Source organism: Gordonia amarae NBRC 15530, from assembly GCF_000241345.1.
GTDB lineage: Bacteria > Actinomycetota > Actinomycetes > Mycobacteriales > Mycobacteriaceae > Gordonia > Gordonia amarae.
Genome location: NZ_BAED01000052.1, coordinates 40,780 through 58,877, shown reverse-complemented (window position 1 = coordinate 58,877; position 18,098 = coordinate 40,780). Strand labels below are relative to the sequence as shown.

Annotated in this window: 16 protein-coding genes; 8 read left to right on the top strand and 8 right to left on the bottom strand. The window is 69.6% G+C overall.

Translation table 11 applies throughout. The annotated features are described in order from the left end of the window. Positions 1-71 precede the first annotated feature (71 nt). Positions 72-2,567, bottom strand: a complete 2,496-nt coding sequence (locus GOAMR_RS15065; protein ID WP_005189501.1) for an HAD-IC family P-type ATPase — start codon at positions 2,565-2,567, stop codon at positions 72-74. Between the two features lie 36 nt (positions 2,568-2,603). Beyond that, entirely contained in the window at positions 2,604-3,809 is a 1,206-nt protein-coding gene (locus tag GOAMR_RS15060; protein ID WP_083836973.1) for an MBL fold metallo-hydrolase, read from the bottom strand. Positions 3,810-3,989: 180 nt separating this feature from the next. On the opposite strand from GOAMR_RS15060, the gene GOAMR_RS15055 reads away from it, so the two are divergent. Genes GOAMR_RS15055 through GOAMR_RS15040 form a run of 4 tightly spaced genes read left to right on the top strand, consistent with a single transcriptional unit; the run spans position 3,990 to position 8,298 of the window. Beyond that, positions 3,990-4,610 carry a TetR/AcrR family transcriptional regulator gene (locus GOAMR_RS15055; protein ID WP_005189497.1) on the top strand — a complete coding sequence of 207 codons (621 nt, stop codon included), beginning with the start codon at positions 3,990-3,992 and terminating at the stop codon, positions 4,608-4,610. Further along, on the top strand, positions 4,594-5,850 hold the full coding sequence (locus GOAMR_RS15050) for an amino acid deaminase/aldolase (protein WP_005189494.1): 1,257 nt from the start codon (positions 4,594-4,596) through the stop codon (positions 5,848-5,850). Before GOAMR_RS15055 ends, GOAMR_RS15050 begins: the two co-directional genes overlap by 17 nt. Continuing rightward, on the top strand, positions 5,847-7,166 hold the full coding sequence (locus tag GOAMR_RS15045) for a D-arabinono-1,4-lactone oxidase (protein WP_005189492.1): 1,320 nt from the start codon (positions 5,847-5,849) through the stop codon (positions 7,164-7,166). The genes GOAMR_RS15050 and GOAMR_RS15045 overlap by 4 nt, the downstream gene beginning before the upstream one ends. A 46-nt stretch (positions 7,167-7,212) precedes the next feature. Then, entirely contained in the window at positions 7,213-8,298 is a 1,086-nt protein-coding gene (locus tag GOAMR_RS15040; protein WP_005189489.1) for an XdhC family protein, read from the top strand. 3 nt (positions 8,299-8,301) lie between these two features. Here the strand turns inward: GOAMR_RS15040 and GOAMR_RS15035 are convergent, their stop codons facing one another. Next, positions 8,302-9,030, bottom strand: a complete 729-nt coding sequence (locus GOAMR_RS15035; RefSeq protein WP_005189487.1) for an enoyl-CoA hydratase — start codon at positions 9,028-9,030, stop codon at positions 8,302-8,304. Between the two features lie 30 nt (positions 9,031-9,060). On the opposite strand from GOAMR_RS15035, the gene GOAMR_RS15030 reads away from it, so the two are divergent. Further along, positions 9,061-10,212, top strand: a complete 1,152-nt coding sequence (locus GOAMR_RS15030) for an NAD(P)-binding domain-containing protein (RefSeq protein ID WP_040515425.1) — start codon at positions 9,061-9,063, stop codon at positions 10,210-10,212. Positions 10,213-10,273: 61 nt separating this feature from the next. On the opposite strand, the gene GOAMR_RS15025 is transcribed toward GOAMR_RS15030, so the two are convergent. From GOAMR_RS15025 to GOAMR_RS15015, 3 genes are all read right to left on the bottom strand, one after another. Continuing rightward, the gene (locus GOAMR_RS15025; RefSeq protein ID WP_005189480.1) at positions 10,274-10,633 is read right to left on the bottom strand and encodes an FKBP-type peptidyl-prolyl cis-trans isomerase; all 360 of its coding nucleotides are present in this window, start codon (positions 10,631-10,633) and stop codon (positions 10,274-10,276) included. 88 nt (positions 10,634-10,721) lie between these two features. Continuing rightward, positions 10,722-12,038: a citrate synthase gene (locus GOAMR_RS15020; RefSeq protein WP_005189479.1), complete on the bottom strand. Its 1,317-nt coding sequence runs from the start codon at positions 12,036-12,038 to the stop codon at positions 10,722-10,724. 63 nt (positions 12,039-12,101) lie between these two features. Beyond that, positions 12,102-13,061, bottom strand: a complete 960-nt coding sequence (locus GOAMR_RS15015) for a carbohydrate kinase family protein (RefSeq protein ID WP_005189478.1) — start codon at positions 13,059-13,061, stop codon at positions 12,102-12,104. Positions 13,062-13,220: 159 nt separating this feature from the next. On the opposite strand from GOAMR_RS15015, the gene GOAMR_RS15010 reads away from it, so the two are divergent. Beyond that, a complete protein-coding gene (locus tag GOAMR_RS15010) occupies positions 13,221-13,898 on the top strand; it encodes a 5-oxoprolinase subunit B family protein (RefSeq protein WP_005189476.1) in 678 nt (225 codons plus the stop codon). Then, positions 13,895-14,764, top strand: a complete 870-nt coding sequence (locus GOAMR_RS15005; RefSeq protein WP_005189473.1) for a 5-oxoprolinase subunit C family protein — start codon at positions 13,895-13,897, stop codon at positions 14,762-14,764. Before GOAMR_RS15010 ends, GOAMR_RS15005 begins: the two co-directional genes overlap by 4 nt. Before the next feature lie 3 nt (positions 14,765-14,767). Here GOAMR_RS15005 and GOAMR_RS15000 read toward each other — a convergent pair whose 3' ends face one another. Then, positions 14,768-16,033, bottom strand: a complete 1,266-nt coding sequence (locus tag GOAMR_RS15000; protein WP_005189471.1) for an MFS transporter — start codon at positions 16,031-16,033, stop codon at positions 14,768-14,770. Position 16,034: 1 nt separating this feature from the next. Beyond that, entirely contained in the window at positions 16,035-16,781 is a 747-nt protein-coding gene (pdxH, locus tag GOAMR_RS14995) for a pyridoxamine 5'-phosphate oxidase (RefSeq protein ID WP_050942746.1), read from the bottom strand. Between the two features lie 155 nt (positions 16,782-16,936). Between pdxH and GOAMR_RS14990 the strand changes: the two genes are divergently transcribed. Continuing rightward, positions 16,937-18,064: a citrate synthase 2 gene (locus tag GOAMR_RS14990; protein WP_005189465.1), complete on the top strand. Its 1,128-nt coding sequence runs from the start codon at positions 16,937-16,939 to the stop codon at positions 18,062-18,064. Positions 18,065-18,098 lie beyond the last annotated feature (34 nt).

The following is an 18,098-nucleotide window of genomic DNA, read 5'->3' as shown; positions in this document are numbered from 1 at the left end:
ATTCATTCGGCGCTGTGACGCCGAGGATTGTGATACTGCATCAGCCTAGTCGCCTGATCCCGGTCACGGGGTCACCGGTCAGCTGCCGCTTGTCGGCCGGGAGCCGCACGCGCCTCCAGAATCCGCTGCACGACCTCCACGCACACGATGCCGACCGCGGCCGAGATCGCACCGACCATGAGCTTCTGCGGATCGGACACGTCGAGCAGGAACATGTCCTGGGACCACGGGATCAGGAAGATCAGCACATACGCACCCGCCGACACCGACAGCAGGAGGACCTTCCACCAGGTGTACGGCCGCGCCACCACCACGAGCACGTACCAGGCGACGGCGATCAGCGTCAGCAGGGTCGCGGTGGCCGCCTGCGTCTGATCGGGCGTCAGGTCGACCGAATCCTCGGCTCCGAGCTGCGCGCCGGCGCCACCCGGGTTGACGATCACGAACGTCACGAAGGTGCACAGGCCGACGATGATGCCGTTGGGCACGGCCTGGCTGAGCACCCGGCGGACGAAACCGGTGCGAGCCCGCTCGTTGTTGGGCGCGAGCGACAGGATGAACGCGGGCACGCCGATGGTGAACCAGTTCGAGATGGTCATGTGGATCGGCTGGAACGGGTAGCTGATCGACTCGAAATCAAACAGCCAGCCCACTACCCCGCCGACACCGATGAAAATCGCCAGCAGCACCGCGTACACGGTCTTGGTGAGGAACAGGTTGGAGACCCGCTCGATGTTGCCGATCACCCGCCTGCCCTCGCCCACCACATAGGGCAGGGTGGCGAACTTGTTGTCCAGCAACACGATCTGCGCCACCGACCGTGACGCGGAGCTGCCCGAGCCCATCGCCACACCGATGTCGGCGTCCTTGAGCGCGAGCACGTCGTTGACGCCGTCGCCGGTCATGGCGACGGTGTCGCCGCGGCTCTGCAGAGCCTTGACCATCGCCCGTTTCTGGTCGGGCCGCACCCGGCCGAATGTGACGCCCTCCTCAACGACGTCGGCGAGGGCGTCCTGGTCGTCGGGCAGCGTCCGAGCGTCGACCGAGGTGTCGACCGAACCGAGGCCGAGCGAGGCGGCGACCGCGCCCACCGACCGCGCGTTGTCGCCGGAGATCACCTTCACCGACACGTTCTGGTCGGCGAAGTACTCGAGGGTGTCGCGGGCGTCGGGACGCACCCGTTGCTCGAGCACCACCAGGGCGCGCGGGGTCAGGGTGCCGGGCACGGGATTGTCCGTGCCCGCGGCAATCTTGGTGTCGACGGGGACATCGGTGGTGCCCAGCAGCAGCACCCGCAGGCCCGTCTCGCCGATCTCGGTGGCGGTGCGGGCGATGTCGGTGTCCGGGTCGAGCAGCACGTCGGGGGCGCCGAGCAGCCAGTTACCCTGGTCGGTGCCGGCGGCGTCGGCGAACGACATGCCGCTCCACTTCTTGGCCGAGGTGAACGGCGCGATCGCGGTGGTCGACCAGGCGGGCGCGTCGGGGTAGGCCTCGCCGATCGCCGCGACACTGGCGTTGGGCCGCGGATCGTGGGCGGCCAGGGCCGCCAGCACGTCGGTGAAGTCGCCGCCGCTGCCGTCGACCTCGCGGACCTCCCCGAGCCGCATGCCGTTCTCGGTGAGCGTGCCCGTCTTGTCCGCGCACACCACATTGACCCGGGCCAGCCCCTCGATCGCCGGCAGCTCGTTGACCAGACATTTACGGGCACCCAGGCGCACCACACCCACCGCGAAGGCGATCGTGGTCATCAGCACCAGACCCTCGGGCACCATCGGCACCAGCGCGGCGACCATGCCCAGCAGAGCGCGTTTGAGGCCGCTGTCGCTGATGAACAGCTGATTGACGATGGTGAGCAGACCGGCCGGAATCAGCAGCCAGGTGATCACCTTGAGGATCTTGTCGATACCGGCCCGCAGTTCCGAGGACACCAGCGTGAACTTCGACGCCTCGGCGGCCAGCTGGGCGGCGTAGGCGTCCCCGCCCACCTTGGTGGCCCGGTAGGCCCCCGACCCGGCGACCACGAAACTGCCCGACAGGATCGCGTCGCCCGGCTGCTTGTGGATCGGGTCGGCCTCACCGGTCAGCAGCGACTCGTCGACCTCGAGCGCCGCGGCCGCCACCACCTCACCGTCGACGACCACCTGGTCGCCCGAGCCGAGCTCGATGATGTCGTCGAGCACCACCTCGTCGGGGGGGAGTTCGGCGGCGACCCCGTCGCGGCGCACCATCGGCCGGGTCTGCCCGACGATCGCGAGCGCGTCGAGGGTCTTCTTGGCTCGGACCTCCTGGAAGATCCCGATCCCGCTGTTGGCCACCAGGATCAGTGCGAACAGCCCGTTCTTGAGCGAACCGGTGGTGGCGACGATCACGAACAGGATGCCGAGGATCGCGTTGATCCGGGTGAAGACGTTGGCCCGTACGATCTCTCCGATCGTGCGCCCGGACTTGTCGGGCAGCGCGTTCACCTGTCCGGCCGCCACCCGTTCGGCCACCTCGCCGGCGGACAGACCGGGGAAGGTGCCCGGATTGTCGACCGTGCCAGGACCGTCGGCCTGTTGCTGCGTCATCTGTGGGTCACCACTGTCTCTCGTCTCCCTCACCACTCACGCCGATCGTTCCCACCACGCCGGATCCGCCAGACCGTCACCGGTCCTGTGGACCAGGTCTATCCGGCCACCGGGCGGCGGGATGAGCACGGTCGCGGCATTGGACTGCGCCGACGGCAACACGCGCCGCACCGGATCGGCCCACGTGTGCCGGGCCAGGTTGAAGGTGCCCCAGTGGATCGGCATCATCACCGCATCGCCCACCGACGATCCCGACAGCATCCGGTGCACCGCGATCGCCTCCTCCGGGTTGAGGTGGATGTCGGGCCACAGCGGGTCGTAGGCGCCGATCGCGATGAGCGTCAGGTCGAACGGGCCCACCGCCGCGCCGGTGTCGGCGAAACGTTCGGTGAATCCGGTGTCGCCGGAGAAGAAGAAGCTGTGCGACGGCCCGCGGACCGCCCAGCTCGCCCACTGGGTGAGGTTGCGGTCGAGGAACCGGCCCGAGAAGTGGCGCGCCGGGCAGCAGGTGAAGGTCAGCGCCCGTTCGGCACGCCCGACCGTCAGCGTCAGCGACTGATCCCAGTCGGCCTGCCGGATGCGCTCCGGCGAGATCCCCCACGCCTCCAGATGCGCCCCGACGCCCAGGGGCGCCACGAACAGCACCTCGGGCCGGGTCGCGGCGATTGCGGCGATGGTCTCGTAGTCGAGGTGGTCGTAGTGGTCGTGGCTGATCAGGACGACATCGACCGCCGGCAGCGCCGCGACCGGGGCCGGGGCAGGATGCAGCCGGGCGGGCCCGACGAGTTCGCTCGGCGAACAGCGTCTGCTCAGTACCGGATCGGTGAGGATCCGCACCCCGTCGAGTTCAACGAGTACCGTCGCGTGCCCGAGCCAGGTGGCGGCCAGGTCGGCGCGGTCGTCGTCGAAACCCGGCGCGGTGAACGCCGGGGTGAGCACGCGCACCGAACGCATCGGCCTGCCGGGTCGGCGCAGCAGCTCCCGGAGCACCGACCCGTCGGACTCGATCGGGGGACTCGGCGGTTCGGCGTTGACGAAACGCCCGTGCCGCAGATGCGGCGAGCCCTCGACGTGCGGGCGGATCTGATCGCGTCCGGCGCCGAGCGCGCGGACCACCGGGACACCCGCCCCGGCCAGTCTCGACGCGGCACCGTCGGCGGCGTCGCGGGTGGCCGACGCGGCCGAGATCACGGCTCGCCGTGCCACCGCCGACGCGGCGCTCGATGAGGGGCTCGCTTTCATCCCGACAACATTAGCGCCGGGCGTCGTGGCCGCCGGGTTTCGACCCGCGCACCACGGTGAGATCCTGGCTCCGACTCGACGCGGGTCCGCCGTCCGCTGGTAGGCTCACACGGGCTGTCAGCGGCTGTAAGCATGCCCCGATGCCCCCGATGCGTCCACAGTGCCACCGAGAGTGAACCCATGACCCGCATGCCCGTCGAAGACCGCCGAAAGGCACTGGTCGAAGCGGCATTCGAGGTGATCGCCGAGCACGGCGTCGAGAACGCCACCACCCGCAGCATCTGCTCGCATGCGGGGATGCCGCTGGCGAGTTTCCACTACGCCTTCGAAAGCCGCGACGACCTGCTGCGGCGGGTGATGCTCACGATTCTGCCGGTGGCGATCGACGACTGGGTCGCCTCGATGCTGCCCCGCGCCGACAGCCCGCTGCACGGCCGGGCCGGACTCGAGAAGAACCTGCGCAAACACCTCGGGATGTTGCGTATGGTTCTCGAATCCGGTCCGGGCCGGATGCGCGCCTGTGTCTCATTGGCGTTGTACGCACACAATCACCCGCCGGTGGCGGCCGCGGCCAAGGAGATGTTCGAGAGCTTGTACACCATCGCCGACCAGGGGCTCGTCCAGGCTGCCCACAACATGGGTGTCCACTGGCTGCATCCGACAGATATCCTCGCCCAGCGCATCGTGGGTACGACCACCGCCGCCACCCTGGTCTACCTGGCCACCGGCGACACGGAAGTCGTCGACAACATCGTCGACGGCGCGATCGAGATGCTGATGAGTCATGTGGCCGACAACTGACCGCGCGACCGCATGGTGGCGGTCCGACCCCGACAGATACTGGCAGAGCATCGATGCCGCCGTGCGCGCCCACGGCTGTGACTCCCCCGTCGCAGTGCTCGACCTGACCGCCTTCGAACACAACGTGGCCGACCTGCGCCGCCGGGCCGGTGGTGTCCCGATCCGGGTGGCGTCCAAGTCGATCCGGGTGCGGTCGGTGATCTCCGAGATCCTTTCCCGGGACGGGTTCGCCGGGGTACTCGCCTACGACGTGTCCGAAGCCGTCTGGCTGGCAACCGAATCCGGCATCGGCGACGTGCTGCTCGGCTATCCGTCGGTGCGCCCGCACGCGGTGCGCGCCCTCATCGCCGACGACGTGGCCCGTTCCCGGGTCACCCTGCTCGTCGACTCCGCCGAACACCTCGACATTGTCGACGCCCTGGTCCCGCCCGCTCAGCGCGGCGACGTCCGGGTGGCCATCGATCTGGACGCCTCACTCAAACTGGGTGGCGGCCGTCTGCATCTCGGGGTGCGCCGCTCCCCCGTGCACAGCCCCGAGCAGGCCCGGACGCTCGCCGAAAGCATCGACAGGCGACCGGGTTTCGCGTTGGTCGGGGTGATGTCGTACGAAGCCCAGGTGGCCGGGATGGGTAACGGCGTGGCAGGCAAACCACTCACCAACGCGGCGGTGAAATTGCTGCAGCAACGGTCGATGGCCGAGCTCATCGAGCGGCGCACCGCGGCCATCGCGGCCATCAACACCGTCCGCGAACTGGAGTTCGTCAACGGCGGCGGCACCGGGTCCCTGGAGGTCACCGCCACCGATCCATCGGTGACCGACATCGCCGCGGGCAGTGGGTTTTTCGGCGGTCACCTGTTCGATTCGTACGCACACTTCCAGCCCGCCCCTGCGGTCGGTTTCGGTCTCGACGTGGTGCGGCTGCCCGCACCCGGCATCGCCACCTGCGCGGGCGGCGGCTGGATCGCGTCCGGGCCGCCCGGCGCCGACCGGCTGCCACTGCCGGTGTGGCCGGCGGGCCTGAAATACGTGGGCACCGAGGCTGCCGGTGAGGTGCAGACGCCGCTGCGCGGGGCCGGCGGGCTGACCGTCGGTGACCGGGTGTGGTTCCGGCACACCAAGTCCGGGGAGATTTGCGAAAGGGTCAACGAGGTGGTGGTCATCGCCCGCGACGCAGACGGGTCGGCCCGCGTCGTCGACCGGTTTCCCACCTACCGTGGTGAAGGGAAGTGTTTTCTGTGAGTCAGTCCACCGGGCAACGCTGGCACAACTGGGGCCGCACCGTCTCCTGCGCCCCGAGCCGTGTCGAATCCCCGTCCGACGCCCGGCAGGTTGCCCAGATCGTCACCGAGGCACGGGAATCCGGGAACACCGTGAAACCGGTGGGAGCCGGGCACAGCTTCACCTCCATCGCCGCCACCGACGACATCCGGCTGAGCCTGAGCAATCTGCGCGGGCTGTCCGGGGTGGACACCGACCGTAAACAGGTCACCCTGTACGCCGGTACGCACCTGCACGAGATCCCGGGACTGCTCGCACCACACGGACTTGCGATGGCCAACCTCGGAGATATCGACCGGCAGACCATCTCCGGGGCCATCTCCACCGGAACCCACGGCACCGGACTGGGTTTCGGCGGCATCGCCACCCAGATCGTCGGCGCGACGATCGTCACCGGCACCGGTGAGATCAGGACCGTCACCGCCGGTGACGGCGAACTGCGGGCGGTGGCCCTCGGTCTCGGCGCGCTCGGCGTGCTCGTGGAGGTCACGGTGCAGTGCGTCGACGCCTTCTGCCTGCGGGCCGAGGAACGGCCGAAACATGCCGACGAGGCGTTCAGCACCTTCCTCGATGAGGTTGCCGCACAGGATCATTACGAGTTCTACTGGTTCCCGCACACCAGCCAGACGCTCACCAAGACCAACACCCGGCTGCCCGCGGGCACCCCGGCAGACGGCCCGGGCAAGATACGCCGATACATCGACGACGAGTTGCTGAGCAACCACATGTTCCGGGTGCTGTGCGAAGCAGGGTCCAAGGCACCCAGGCTGGTCAAGCCGATCAACCAGCTCACCTCACGAGCCCTGTCGGCGCGCACCTTCACCGACATCTCCACCGGGGTGTTCACCTCCGAGCGCAACGTGCGATTCGGCGAGTCCGAGTTCGCCATCCCGCTCGAGGCCGTCCCCGACGCGCTGCGGGATCTGCGGAACATGATCGACCACAAAGGTTTCCGGGTCAGCTTCCCCATCGAGGTGCGGGCCGCCGGCGCCGACGACCTGCTGCTGTCCACGGCATCGGGCCGCAACAGCGGCTACATCGCGGTGCATCGTTACCACCGCGACGACCCGGCCGACTCGGCCGCGTACTTCGCCGGGTTCGAGGCCATCATGGTGGGCTACGGCGGCCGTCCGCACTGGGGCAAGCTGCACACCCGCGACGCCGCCTACTTCGCCGAGGCCTACCCGGGTTTCACGGAGTTCCTCGCGGTGCGCGACCGCTACGATCCGGACCGGGTGTTCGCCAACCCCTACCTGCGCAAGGTGCTCGGGGCCTGACCTTCCCCGGGCTGCGCGATCGGGTCACCGGGGCGACAATGGATTGATGCGCACCGTCCTCGACCAGCTCATCACCGGCCTGCCGGAGGGTCCGGTCGCGCTGGCGCGGATCGTGTCCGCCACCGGTTCCGCACCCAGCGCGGTGGGTACCGCGATGCTGGTCAGCGGCTCCGGCGAGGTGACCGGGTCGCTGTCGGCGGGCTGTGTCGACGCCGCCGTCATCGACTCCGCGGGCGAGGTGCTCGCGACGGGTGCGGCGGTGCTCGACGAATTCGGGGTCGACGAGTCCGGTGGTTTCGGTGTCGGGTTGCTGTGTGGCGGCACCATTGAGGTGTTCACCGAACGGGTGGACAGGTCCCGCTTGCCGATGCTGCACCGACTTCGCGACCTGATCGGAGCGGACTCACCCGTCGCCCTGGCCACGACGCTGTCGGAGTCGCCGGAGTGGCAGCTGAGGGAGACCGGCAACCGACCCGGGTGGCTCGGCCTGGACCGGGACATCGACGACCTGCTGGCCGCCGGACGGTCCGGGATCGTCGGTATCGCCGACTGCGACGACCCGGATGGCACGCCTCGCCCGCGTGCGCTGGTGCAGACCTTCGCCCCGCCGCGCCGCCTGATCCTGGTGGGCGCCAACGATTTCGTCCGCGAACTCGCCGCCCTGGGCAGGCAGCTGGGGATGCGGGTGACCGTCGTCGACGCCCGCCCCGTATTCGCCACCGCCGCACGCTTTCCCGCCGCCGACGAGGTGGCCGTGGAATGGCCCGACCGCTACCTGAGCCGGGAGATCGAGGCCGGCCGCATCGGTGCGTCGACAGCGGTGTGCGTCCTGACCCACGACACCAAGTTCGATGTGCCCGCGCTGATCGTGGCGCTGCGCGCCGCGGTCCCGCTCGGCTTCGTCGGCGCCCTCGGGTCGCGCCGCACCCACGACGACCGGCTGCGCCGCCTGCGCCAGGCCGGGCTCACCGACGCCGAACTGGCGCCGCTACGCTCCCCCGTCGGCCTCGACCTGGGCGGTCACACCCCGGCCGAGGCTGCGGTGTCGATCGCCGCGGAGATCATCGCCGACCGCAGCCACGCCACAGCGCAACCGCTGCACACACTTGCCGGCCCGATCCACCGCCGGTGAGGTTCAGCGGCCCTTGAATTCCGGCTTGCGTTTGGCGGCGCGGGCGGCCCTGGCCTCGGCCATGTCCTCGCTGATCCAGCAGCGCTGCATGGCCGCCACCCGCTCGGGTGCGGGCTCCTCGCGGGCCTCGGCGTTGAGCACGAGCTTGTAGTGCTGGAGGGTGAGCGGGGCCAGCTCGGCGATCTCGGCGGCCCACGCCTGGGCGGCCGCGAGATCACCGATGCGGTTGGTGAAACCGAGCTCGACACCACGCTCGGCGGACAGGGTCTCGCAGCCGATCAGGATATTGCGGGCCTGTCCCGCCCCCACCAGGGTGACCAACCGACGGATGGTCCATTCATCTACGGCCACACCGAGTTTCGCAGCGGGAATGGCCACCAGGGTGCCGGCTGAGAGCACCCGCAGATCGGCGGCCATCGCCAGTTGCAGCCCGGCGCCGATGGCCGCCCCGCTGACGGCGGCGATCACCGGCACCGGCACCGATTCGATCTTCTCCATCAGCGCCAGCAGATTGTCGAGGAACCCGAGATCGTAGACGGGGCCGGACAGGTCGGCCCCGGCGCTGAACACCGGCCCGCGACCGGTGAGCACGATGGCACGCGCACCCCCGTCGACGGCGGCGCTGAACGCGTCGGACAGCCCCGACAGCATGTCCTCGTTGAGTGCGTTGCGCTTCTCGGCGCGGTCGAGCTCGATGGTCACCACGGCATCGGTCTGGCTGCTACGAATCATGCACGCAGCCTACCGAGATGGGTGCCGGGCATGCCCGGTGGCGTCGGGTCCGGTACACAGGTGAGGGTGAGCGGCGAACGTGCGGACCATGTCGATGTGCTGATCATCGGCGGCGGACAGGCCGGCTTGTCGGCCGCGTACTTCCTGCACCGGCACGGCCTCGGCGACCGGTACCTGCTTGTCGACCACTCCCCCGGACCGGGCGGTGCCTGGCAGTTCCGTTGGCCCACACTCACATTGGCCGCCGCCAACCGAGTGCACGACCTGCCCGGGTACGGTCTGCAGGATGCGCTCGGCACCGACTGCGACGAACTGCCCGCCGCGAGTTCGGTCCCGAAGTACTTCGGCGACTACGAACAGCGGTTCGGTCTGCACGTCCGCCGCCCCGTCGACGTCCGTTCGGTGCGCCGGAACCCGCCGGGCGACGCTCTGCGCTACCACGTGGCCCTCGGCGGCGGCGCCGGCATGACCACCTCTACGATCATCAACGCCACCGGGACGTGGGACCGCCCATTCGTCCCATACGTAAGCGGCATCGACACCTTCCGCGGCCGGCAGCTGCACACCCACGACTACCGGCGGCCCGAGGACTTCGCCGGGCAGCGGGTACTGATCGTGGGTGCCGGGATCTCGGCCATCCAGTTGCTGATCGAGATCGCCCGGAAAGCTCCCGGCGTGGAGACGTTCTGGTGTTCGCGGCGCGAACCGGTGTTCACCGACGACCCGTTCACCCCGGAACAGGGCCGCGCGGCCGTCGCCAAGGTGGAGCAGCGGGTACGGGCCGGGCTGCCGCCCGCGTCGGTGGTGTCGGTGACCGGTCTGCACAACACGCCGTCGATCAACGCCGCCCGTGCCGACGGCATCCTGGCGTGGCGGCCGATGTTCACCGCCATCACCGAGACCGGGGTGCTCTGGGAATGCGCCGACGGGCCCGACGAGGAGCTCGCGGTGGACACCATCTTCTGGAACACCGGTTTCCGCAGCTCCCTCGATCACCTCGCACCCCTGCGCCTGCGGGCACCGGGCGGCGGCATCACGATGACCGGGCGGCTGGCCACCGTCGTCGCCGACGACCCGCATGTGCAGTTGCTCGGTTACGGCCCGTCCGCGTCGACGATCGGCGCCAACCGGGCCGGCCGGGCGGCCGCCGCACACGTCGCCGACCTCCTCGACACCCCATGAACGCGGAAGATCCGTGCGCGATACGCGCACGGATCTTCCGGACAGATGGTGACGGGCAGGCTCAGCCGACGCCCAGCAGGTCGATCACGAAGATCAGGGTCTTGCCCGACAACCGATGCCCGGCGCCTGCCGGGCCGTAGGCGAGGGCCGGTGGCACGGTGAGACGACGACGGCCGCCCACCTTCATGCCGGGGATACCCTCCTGCCAGCCGGGGATCAGCCGGGGCAGCGGGAAGTTGGCGGACTGACCGCGATCCCACGACGAGTCGAACTCCTCGCCGGTCTCGTACTCGACACCCACGTAGTGGACGTCGACGACGCCGCCGGGCTTGGCCTCGTCGCCGTCACCGACCACCAGGTCGACGATCTGCAGTTCGGCCGGCGCCGGACCTTCGGGGAACTCGACTACGGGCTTGGTCATGGCACTCTCCTTTGAGTTACGTGAAGTCGGAAAACATGAGGTCACAAACAAACACCACGCGCCGGGTGTGGCGCGTGGTGTTGGGTGACTAGCGGGCGCTGAGGTCGACGTAGTCGCGTTCGGTGTAACCGGTGTACAGCTGCCGCGGGCGTCCGATTTTGGTGGTCGGGTCCTCGTGCATCTCCCGCCAGTGCGCGATCCAGCCGGGCAGCCGGCCGAGCGCGAACAGCACGGTGAACATGCGGGTCGGGAAGCCCATCGCGCGGTAGATGACGCCGGTGTAGAAGTCGACGTTCGGGTACAGCTTGCGCGAGATGAAGTAGTCGTCGTTGAGGGCGACCTCTTCCAGGCCCTTGGCGATGTCGAGCAGGTCGTCCTGCACGCCGAGGGATTCGAGGATGGTGTCGGCGGTCTTCTTGACGATGGCGGCGCGCGGGTCATAGTTCTTGTACACCCGGTGCCCGAAGCCCATCAGCTTCACGCCGTCTTCTTTGTTCTTGACCTTGTTCATGAAGGCCTTGGTGTCGCCGCCGGACTGCTTGATGTCCTCCAGCATCTCCAGCACCGCCTGGTTGGCGCCGCCGTGCAGCGGGCCCCACAGCGCGTTGATGCCGCCGGAGATGGAGGTGAACAGGTTGGCCTGCGACGAACCGACGAGGCGGACCGTCGAGGTGGAGCAGTTCTGCTCGTGGTCGGCATGCAGGATGAACAGCATGTCGAGGGCCTGGGCGACCTTCGGGTCGACCTCGTACGGCTCGGCCGGGAAGCCGAACGTCATCCGCAGGAAGTTCTCCACCAGCGACAGCGAGTTGTCGGGGTACAGGAACGGCTGACCGGCCGACTTCTTGTGCGCGTAGGCGGCGATCGTCGGCAGCTTGGCCAGCAGCCGGATGGTCGAGAGCTCGACCTGCTCGGGGTCCTTCGGATCGAGCGAATCCTGGTAGTAGGCGCTGAGCGCGTTGACCGCGCTGGACAGCACCGGCATCGGGTGTGCGTTGCGCGGAAAGCCGTCGAAGAAGCGCTTGAGATCCTCGTGCAGCAGGGTGTGCCGCTGGATCTTGTTGGCGAAGTCCTCGAGCTGGGCCGGGGTGGGCAGCTCACCGTAGATCAGCAGGTAGCTGACCTCGATGAACGTCGACTTCTCGGCGAGCTGGTCGATCGGGATACCGCGGTACCGCAGGATGCCCGCGTCGCCGTCGATGTAGGTGATGGCCGACTTGGTGGAGGCCGTGTTGACGAACCCACCGTCGAACGTGGTCAATCCCGTATCCGCCAGCAGCTTGCCGAGCGCGATCGAATCGGTGCCCTCTGTTGCTTTGAGGATCGGGAGTTGCAGCTGTCCACCGGGGTAAGTGATGGAGGCCGTGTCGGTTGCCTGGTCGGCAGGGACTGTTTCAGCGGACACGCGATCCCCTTCTTGCATTGAAGTGAATTTTGTTGTGGCCCGGTAGGGACCATTGGGTACAACCTAGTCGGTTCTCAGCTCGCTCGCCCACGGAGGGTCCGCACCCGACCTGGAAACTGTAACGGCGGCGACCCGTCCGGCGAATGCGGCGACCTCCCGCCAGTCGTCGGCCGTGAGGGCGACAAGCCCCCGCGCCGACAGCGCCTCACGCAGATCCAGCGCGCGCACCAGTGCCCCCATGACGCTGTCACCGGCACCGATGGTGTCGGCGACGGCAACCTCACAGGCGTCTACCTGCACGGTGAAGCCGGGTGTGGTCACGGTGATCCCCTGCTCGCCGGCGGTGGTGACCACCGCACCGACCCCCGCGTCGAGCCACTGCGCGACCGTCGAACCGGACGGTCCCGCCTCAAGCCAGCGTTGATCCTCGTCCGACAGCTTGAGCACGTCGACGTCGGGCAGCCAGGAGGCGAACCGCCTCCGGTAGGCGTCATGGTCGCCGATGGCCGCGGGCCGGATGTTGGGGTCGAGCACCACCAGACGTCCCTGCGCGTGGGCGCGCCGCATCATCGCCTCGTACGCCGACGCGCCCGGTTCCAGCGCCAGCGACAGCGTCCCGAAGCAGACGGCCGCCACCGACGGCGCGAAGTCGCCCGGATCGGTCATCTGCCGGTCGGCGGTCGCGTCGAAGTAGAACGAGTACCGGGCGGAGCCGTCAGGACCGATCGTGGCCAGCGCCAGCGTGGTCGGCTCGGGTCTGCGGACCACTGGTCCGGTACCGACCCCGGCCGCTTCGAGGGCGGCGATGATCGCATCTCCGTAGGCGTCCTCGGACACGGCCGAGCAGAACGAGACGGCACCGCCGAGCCTGCCGATGGTGACCGCGACATTGAACGGGCCGCCGCCGAGCGCCGGCTGCAGGGGCGGCAGCGCACCGGTGCCGGCGACCGACGCGGCGGGCGTCAGCGGCGCTGATTGCACGACGTCGACCAGCGCCTCACCGCACACCACGATCTCGCGCACGCCCGACCCTTCTACTGCCTGTCCCCGTGCTGTCTGTGCCCCCGTACTTTCTGTTTCCCGCGCCCCATCGTGCCAGTAAGCCGGGGTGCGCGTGGCGAATTGGTGACGATCGGGTCAGGGCACGGGCGGTGGTGGTGCGCGGACACTACCCTCGGCGGTATGCGTGTACTGCCTGCGGGACCCGACGCGCTGCTGCTGGATTTCGGCGCGGAAGTCGATCCGGCGGCCGCGGGTGAACGTGCGCTGCGGGCCCTCACCGAGGCGCTGGCCACCGGTGCCCTGCCCACGATCCGGGATCTGATCCCCGGCGCGCACACCCTGCTGGTGCAGGCCGAATCCGGAGGCGGCGTCGACGATCTGGGGGTGCACCGCGCGCTGCGTTCGGTCACCGACGAGGTGACCGCGGCGGCCGATCCCGAGACCGTACCGATCCCGGTGCGCTACGACGGCGACGATCTGGAGGCCGTCGCCGGCCTCATCGGGGTCACCGCCGCGGAGGTGGCGGGCATCCATCAGCGCACGCTCTGGCAGGTTCGGTTCATGGGTTTCGCCCCGGGGTTCGGCTATCTGGTGCCCGCGCGTTCACCGGGTGCCGTCGACGTCTCACCGCACCCGTTCGATGAGGTGGGCCGCCGCCCGGAGTCACGCCCCCGGGTGCCCGCGGGATCGGTGGCGATCGCCGCCGGGTACAGCGCCGTCTATCCACGGCCGAGCCCGGGCGGCTGGTATCTGTTGGGGCACACCGACATCGAACTGTGGAATGCACACGCCGAGCGACCCGCACTGCTCACCCCGGGCTCGCTGGTGCGCTTCGTACCGGAGGACGGTCGGCCATGACATTGCACGTGCTGGCCACCGGGCCGCTCGCGACCGTGCAGGATCTCGGCAGGCACGGGCACGCCCATCTCGGTGTGCCCCGGTCCGGCGGGGCCGATCGCGGGTCGCTGCGGCTGGCGAATCGTCTTGTGGGCAACCCCGAGTCGGCCGCCGCCATCGAGGTGACCCTCGGCGGGCTGCGGGTGCGTGCCGACCGGCGCGTCCTCGTCGCCGTGACCGGGGCGGTGGGCACCGTCGCCGCCGACGGCGACCCCGTCGGCACCGGCGCCCGAATCGACCTGCCCGCCGGATCCGTGCTGAGCATCGGGACGCCCGTCGCCGGCTGCCGCAGCTATGTGGCGGTGCGCGGCGGTATCGACGTCGCGCCGGTGCTCGGTTCCCGCTCCACCGACATCCTGTCCGGTCTCGGCCCACCGGCGCTGTCCGCCGGCGATGTGCTGGATGTCGGCGACGAACAGGCCGAGCTGCCGTCTGTGTCGTCGGTGCCGATGGACTCACGGTTCGAGCGCATCACCGTCGTCGACCTGTTCGACGGACCGCGCCGCGACCTGCTCGCCGACCCGTCGTCGTTGTTCGACGGGCTGTGGGAGGTGGGTCCCGACAGCAACCGGGTGGGGGTCCGGCTGTCCCGGCCCGACGGCGCCGCCGAGCCGCCCGCCGTGCATCGCGACGATGCCGGCGAACTGGCCTCGGAGGGCATCGCGCACGGCGCCGTCCAGGTGCCCCCCAGCGGCAACCCGGTGATCTTTCTCGCCGACCATCCGGTGACCGGCGGTTATCCCGTGGTCGGTGTGCTCACCGCCCGCGGCCTCGACGCGGTGGCGCAGCTGGTGGCCGGATCCCTGATCCGGTTCCGCGCCGGCTGAGCGTCAGGCCCGGTGCCCGACCCGGTACCGGATGAACGACGGGATCAGCGCCGCGGCCACGAGGGTGGCGAGGATGACCCCGACACCGCCCATCGAGGTGGCCCAGGCGACCCCCACCGAGGCGGCCGCGGCGCCGTGCGCGACGTCGGCGATCCGCGGCCCGCCCGCCACCACCACGATGAACACGCCCTGCAGCCTGCCGCGTACCTCGTCGGTGGCGGCGGCCAGCATGATCGACTGCCGGAACGCCGACGACGCCATGTCGGCGGCGCCGCCGATCATCAGCAGAGCCAGCACCACCGGCAGGATCGGCAGCGCCGACCCGCCCGCGAACGCCACCGCCAGCCCGGCCCCGGCGACGGCCGCACCCCAGACGAGGATGCACACGATCACCGCCAGACCCTGCCGCCGCACTCTGCTCACCCAACCGGAGAACACCCCGCCCAGGACCGCGCCCGCCGAGATCGCGATGAACAGCAGCGCGAACGCCCAGCCACCCTCCTGCGGTCCGCCGAAGTTCTCGTGCGCCATCTGCGGGAACAACGCGCGCGGCATCCCCAGGATCATCGCGATCAGATCGACCACGAACGAGGCGAGCAGGATCTTCTCCCGCGACAGGTAGCGCAGTCCGTCGATCACCGACCGCAGACCCGCCGCCCTGGGTGCGTCGGTGTCCGGCTTCATCGACGGCAGGCGCAGGACCGCGAACAGGGTGGGCACCTGGAAGATCGTGTCCAGCAGGTACAGCACCGGAAAGCCGAGCGCCGGGATCAGGGCACCGCCGACGAGCGGCCCGGCGATGGCACCGGCCTGGGTCACCGTCATCGACAGACTGAGCGCCGCCGGCAGCTCCCGTGCGGGCAGCAGCCGGGGCAGGATCGCGGTACGGGTGGGCTGGTTGACCGCGAAGAACGCCTGCTGCACCGAGAACAGCGCCAGGATCAGCCACACATTGTCGATGCCCACGGCGGCCTGTGCCCAGAACAGCGCACTGCACGCAATGAGCCCGATCGTGGTGCAGATCAGCAGCACCCGGCGGTCCATCGCGTCGGCGAGCGCGCCGCCCCACAACCCGAACACGACCAGCGGCACCAGGCCGAACACACCGGTCAGACCCACATAGGCCGAGCTGTCGGTGATCAGGTAGATCTGGGCGGGCACCGCCACGATGGTGAGCTGCGCACCGACCACCGTGATGATGTTGGCCAGCCACAGCCGACGGAAGTCCGGGTTCTTCAGGGGTGCGGTGTCGGCGAGCAGTCCCGCCACCTCAGGGCTGCAATCGCTGTGCGTGCCAGCCGTCGTCGGTGAGGGTCAGTCGCACCCGGTTGTGCAACCGGTTGGCCCGGCCCTGCCAGAACTCGACCACTCGCGGCCGGATCCGATAGCCACCCCAGTTGCCGGGCACCGGAACCGGTGCGCCCGAATCGAATCCACCGAACCGCGCGGCCTCCTCGGCCGCCCTGTCCTCCAGATCGGTGCGGCTGCCGATGGGCCGGGACTGCGCCGACGCCGACGCCGACAACTGCGACCCGCGCGGCCGCTTGTTCCAGTACTCGGCCGTCTCCGCCGCGGACACCTTCTCGACCGGACCGCGCACATGCACCTGCCGTTCGAGTGCGATCCACGGGAAGGTCACCGCCGCGTACGGGTGTGCGGCCAGGTCGCGGCCCTTGTCGGAGTCGTAATTGGTGAAGAAGGTGATGCCGTCGGCGTCGGCCCCCTTGCACAGCACGGCCCGCGTGACGGGCAGGCCGTCTGCGTCGACGGTGCCGAGCACCATCGCGTTAGGTTCGGGGATGCGGGCGTCGAGCGCCTCATGCAGCCACACGTCGAACAGTTCGAGCCAGGGCGGGTCGCCGTGCAGCCAGCTCGGGTCGAGGTTCTCGCCGACTCCGTCGGCTCCGGCGGCCCGGTCGCCCTCGCCCGCGGTGGACGGGGTGCCGCCGCCGTATCCGACACGCAGGTTGGGCAGGTCGACGCGGAACCGGCGTGCGCCGGGCAGATCTTCGGTCACGTAGTGCCAGGTTACTCCCCTCACCGCGTGTGTCCGATCGGTGGAAGCCCGGCGCCGGACCTGGTTACAGTCGTCAGCAGGTGACACCCGCCGCAGCCCCGGCGGACAGCACAGGCCTGCAGCGATGCGGCCCCGACGTGACGAGGTGAGGGCCGATGCCCGCAAGTGTGCGCAAAGAATTCTCCGCCGAGGGATTCTCCGCCGGACTCGAGGGTGTCGTCGCCTTCACCACCGACATCGCCGAACCCGACAAGGACGGCGGCAACCTGCGCTACCGCGGCGTCGACATCGAGGATCTGGTGGAGAACAAGGTCACCTTCGCCGACGTGTGGGCGCTGCTGGTCGACGGGAAGTTCGGCGACGGGCTGCCGCCGGCCGAACCGTTCCCGCTGCCCATCCACACCGGCGACGTCCGCGTCGACGTGCAGGCCGCGCTCGCCATGCTGTCGCCCATCTGGGGGTACCGCCCGCTGCTCGACATCGACGACGCCACCGCCCGCGAGAACCTGGCACGCGCCTCGGTGATGGCGCTGTCGTATGTGGCGCAGTCGGCGCGCGGCATCTACCAGCCCGCGGTCCCGCAGCACATCATCGACGACTGCCCCACCGTCACAGCACGTTTCATGACCCGTTGGAAGGGTGACCCCGACCCGAAACACGTCGCGGCCATCGACGCCTACTGGGTGAGCGCCGCCGAACACGGCCTCAACGCCTCCACGTTCACCGCCCGCGTCATCGCCTCCACCGGCGCCGACGTCGCCGCATCGCTGTCGGGGGCGATCGGTGCGATGTCCGGGCCGCTGCACGGCGGCGCCCCCGCCCGGGTGCTGCCGATGATCGAGGAGGTCGAACGCACCGGCGACGCCCGCGCCCTGGTCAAGGGCATCCTCGACCGCAAGGAAAAGCTCATGGGTTTCGGGCATCGGGTGTACCGGGCCGAGGATCCCCGTGCCCGTGTATTGCGCCGTACCGCAAAAGAACTCGGCGTCCCCCGCTATGAGGTGGCCGCCGCCCTCGAACAGGCCGCGCTCACCGAACTCCGCGAACGCCGCCCCGACCGCGCCATCGAGACCAACGTCGAATTCTGGGCCGCGGTGATCCTCGACTTCGCCGAGGTCCCCACCCACATGATGCCCGCCATGTTCACCTGCGGCCGCACCGCCGGCTGGTGCGCCCACATCCTCGAACAGAAACAACTCGGCAAACTCGTCCGCCCGGCCGCCGTCTACACCGGCCCCGGCCCCCGCCGTCCCGAGGACGTCGACGGCTGGGTGCCGCGCTGAGCGAAGTGCGCTCACCGCACCTGCGCGTCCGACG